Source organism: Chloroflexota bacterium, assembly GCA_018648225.1.
Classification (GTDB): domain Bacteria; phylum Chloroflexota; class Anaerolineae; order Anaerolineales; family UBA11858; genus NIOZ-UU35.
In genome coordinates, this window is sequence record JABGRQ010000017.1 from 1 (window position 1) to 3199 (window position 3199).

Sequence of the window (3199 nt, forward strand, 5' to 3'; positions counted from 1 at the left end):
ATTGGCTCTTCAACCATTGGCTCTTCTTCTACAACCGGTTCTTCGGCCGCTGGTTCTTCTACCGGCGCCGGTTGGCAGGCTGTCAGCAAGGTGGGAACCACCAAGACGATCAGCACCAGAATATAAATTAGCTTTTTAGACATTTGTCTTCTCTCCTTTGAAAATTAAAGACAGGTAGCATGGATAAAGTTAGCACTGCAAAACTAAAATTATTGAGCATCACCTCCTTTGATGATACAAGTGTTCCTATTGGATATGTGGATGAAATGCTGCATTAAACGCATCAGGTTTTTCAATAAAGGGCACATGACCGGCATCTTCGATGACGATTTCTTGATAACTGCCGCCTGCTGCCGCATATTCTTCAAGCAGCGAGCGGGTTTGTGCCAGCATGGGCTGAGGTGGATAGGCTTCTTCGCCGGGCCATCCGGGTAGCAAACCGGTGCGCCCTAAAAATCCCGGATCGGAGGCGGCTGTATCGGAGACAACCAGGTCGTGGCGGCCGCGCACCCACAGGATTGGGGGTTTGGGATTGCACTCGATGATTTTTTTGATCTCACCGGCATACTTGGGTGAAGTGGCGTTGGTAGCGCCCCAGATTCCGGGGGCCATATGCGGCCAGTTGGACGATTGTACCGCGTCGCCGGGTACATCCTGCTCGCCGATATGCGTGGCAAGCATCGATTGGACGAGTTCGTCCTCGCGCGGTGCAATGAAAGGCGGTTTGACGAGCAACATGCGCAGAGCCGCGCGCGGCGAGAAAGGACTCTCTGTGGACATATCCCTATCGAGAATACGCCGCACCAACTCCGGGTTCGTCAGCCCGCCGCCGGAGCCTGCAAAATCAGGCGTGGTGGGGGTTCCCTCGGCATTGCGCGTGGCGCCAAATCCGTAGGGCGATCCCGGATCGGCCAGCGTCACACTCAGCAGGCGCGCCGGGTTTTGCATCAACATACGCCAGATCACCATCCCGCCCAGCGAGTTGCCAACGACATGTGCTTGCGTATAGCCAAGATGGTCGAGCAGGGTAAAGGCATCTTCGGCGAGATCATTCATGCCGCGCGTAGCGTCAATCTTTGCGGCGGGGTCAGCATTGCCAAAGCCGCGCTGATCGGGCGCAATGCCGCGGTAGCCCGCGGGCAGGGCGAGCAGGGTTTCTTCCCACCAGGTGGCCGAGGAGACATTGCCATGCAGAAACAAAACCGGAATGCCATCCTCAGGACCGCCGAAAAGTACCCGCGTGCGGATGCGTTCGCTGGTTATTGTTTTGGCGATAATCCCATCCATGATTGGAATATCCATGTTTTACCTCATTTATGCGCCAAGATATTTTTGGCGTAATTTCGCTTTTTCGACCTTGCCGTAAGCGCTGTAGGGCAAGCTTTCGGCAAAAATAACTTCTTTTGGGATTTTAAAACGGGCCAATTTTCCGCTGCAAAACGCTTTGAGCGTGGCTTCGTCGGTGGTTTGGCCGTTTTCCAGCATGACGATGATTAGCCCTACCTCACCCCATTTTTCGTGCGCTCTACCGATCAGAGCCGCGTCTTGCACGGCAGGGTGTTCGCGATAAACGGCCTCGACCTCCGCAGCGTAGATGTTTTCTCCGCCACTCTTGATCATATCTTTGTAGCGCCCGTCGATGTAGAAGAAACCATCGGCATCTTTATGCACCATATCGCCGGTATGGAACCAACCATCCACAATCGTTTCGGCGGTGGCTTCGGGTTTGCGCCAGTAGCCGGAGCAAACGTGCGGTCCGGCAATCAGCAGTTCGCCCGCTTCGCCGATCGGTGCATCCTGACCGGTTTCGGGGCTCACAACCCGCATCTGGCTGTGGAAAATTGGCTTGCCCACTGACCCGCTTTTGGGCTCCGAATCCTCATCGGTCATGCTGAAGCAGTTCGGGCCGACTTCGGTGAGTCCATACCCCTGACGGAAAATAATCTGCTTGTGCTCGCGCCAGGTCTGCATCAACTGGGGCGGGCAGGTCGCTCCGCCGCTGATGAAGAAATGCACCTTGCTGAAATCGGCCTGCTCAAAATAATCGGAATCCATCCACATCTGGAAGAGCGTTGGCACGCCGAGAATGACGGTACAGCCCTCCTCCAAAATCCAGCGCAGCGATTCTTCCGGCTCAAAATCGCGTGCCAGTATAATCCGCCCGCCGATATATAGAATTGGCGTCAGGAACGCGAACAGGCCACCGGCATGGAACAGGGGTGTGTAGACGGGGGAAATATCACGCTCGGTGATGCCCCAACTGACGACCGTATTGATGCAATTATAAAGAATTTGTCGGTGGGGGATGATGGCCCCTTTAGGGTTGCCGGTTGTTCCTGAGGTATAGAGGATGCAATAAGGGGATTCTGAATCTAGGCTGGAGGGGCGTTCTGGCTCAATGCTGGCAGCCGCGGTGAGGCCGGTTTCATACTCGATGGCGTCCCTAATTTCCGCGCCGCGCAGGGATACCAGATGCTCCACTTGTATCTCGCCGCGCATGGCCTCGAGCGTTGGTACAAATTCAGGTTCAAGGATCAGCACCCGAGGTTCGAGATCGTTGACCATATAGCGAATCTCGTGGGCAGTTAGACGCCAGTTAAACGGTGCGAAAATCGCCCCGATTTTTGGCAATCCGTAAAAAAGATCGATGTAGGTGATGCTGTTTTTCGCCAGGATCGACACCCGGTCGCCCGATTGCACGCCCAGCTGGTCTTGCATAAAATTTGCCAGCCGGTTGGCGCGTTGATTGAGTTGCGCATAGGTATACCGTTGCCCGGTTTCCAATTCAACCAGGGCAACGCGATCGGGAGTGAGTTCGGCTCGCTTGCTTAGTAGATCAGCAGCATGCATACAAGTTCTCCAAAAACGCTTGCTTCATACTTTGTTAACGAATTAGATAAACATGCCCCACAATAACGCGTATTCTAGCATGCTTCGGTTGCTCTGGGGTTACAAATGGATATTTGTTACCAAGGTGCGATGCACTTCTGCTAAATAGCAGCTGAGCCGTGGTATCTTGGATTGCCAACCCGATCAGGCAAAAGGAATTCATAAAGTGCATTGCACCTGTGACTCCACTGCAAAAAGGTTATCTTACCGCAGAGATCGCAGAGATCGCTGCGATTTTTAAAAATCAGTTTAAAATTTCGTATTCGTTCAGTCAGTTGAAAACCGAAAACAGACAAGTGAAAAAAGTTCG

General features: G+C 53.4%; 3 protein-coding genes. All 3 read right to left on the bottom strand.

The window, feature by feature from the left end:
• Nucleotides 1-143 (bottom strand): hypothetical protein (locus HN413_00185; protein ID MBT3388805.1); only part of this gene is annotated, 143 nt, incomplete at its 3' end.
• Nucleotides 144-246: 103 nt separating this feature from the next.
• Complete coding sequence (locus HN413_00190; GenBank protein ID MBT3388806.1) at nt 247-1302, bottom strand: alpha/beta hydrolase; 1056 nt, start codon at nt 1300-1302, stop codon at nt 247-249.
• 12 nt (nt 1303-1314) lie between these two features.
• Complete coding sequence (locus tag HN413_00195; protein ID MBT3388807.1) at nt 1315-2850, bottom strand: long-chain fatty acid--CoA ligase; 1536 nt, start codon at nt 2848-2850, stop codon at nt 1315-1317.
• Nucleotides 2851-3199: the final 349 nt, after the last annotated feature.